1 protein-coding gene is annotated in these 394 nt (G+C 34.5%); it reads left to right on the top strand.

The annotated features are described in order from the left end of the window. Positions 1–394, top strand: a 394-nt coding sequence (locus AC30CM_RS27320) for a lyase family protein (protein ID WP_490120025.1), incomplete at both ends; no start/stop codon positions are given.

Genomic DNA, 394 nt, shown 5'->3' with positions numbered 1-394 from the left:
ATGTTGTAGCCTTTACTAGACAAGTTTCTGAAACGCTAGGTGAAGAACGTAAGTGGGTACATTATGGTTTAACTTCTACTGATGTTGTAGATACAGCTTTAAGTTTCGTTATTAAACAAGCAAATGACATTATTGAAAAAGATTTAGAAAGATTTATCGACGTTTTAGCTGAAAAAGCAAAAAATTATAAATATACATTGATGATGGGACGTACACATGGAGTGCATGCAGAACCAACTACATTTGGTGTCAAAATGGCATTGTGGTACACGGAAATGCAACGTAACTTACAACGTTTCAAACAAGTAAGAGAAGAAATTGAAGTAGGGAAAATGAGTGGTGCAGTAGGTACTTTTGCTAACATTCCTCCTGAAATAGAAAGTTATGTGTGTAA

The sequence above is a fragment of the Mycobacterium sp. DHQP2018-32-09 genome (assembly GCF_058148405.1).
The sequence above is the reverse complement of the archived record's forward strand: the minus strand, read 5'-3'. Positions and strand labels throughout refer to the sequence as shown.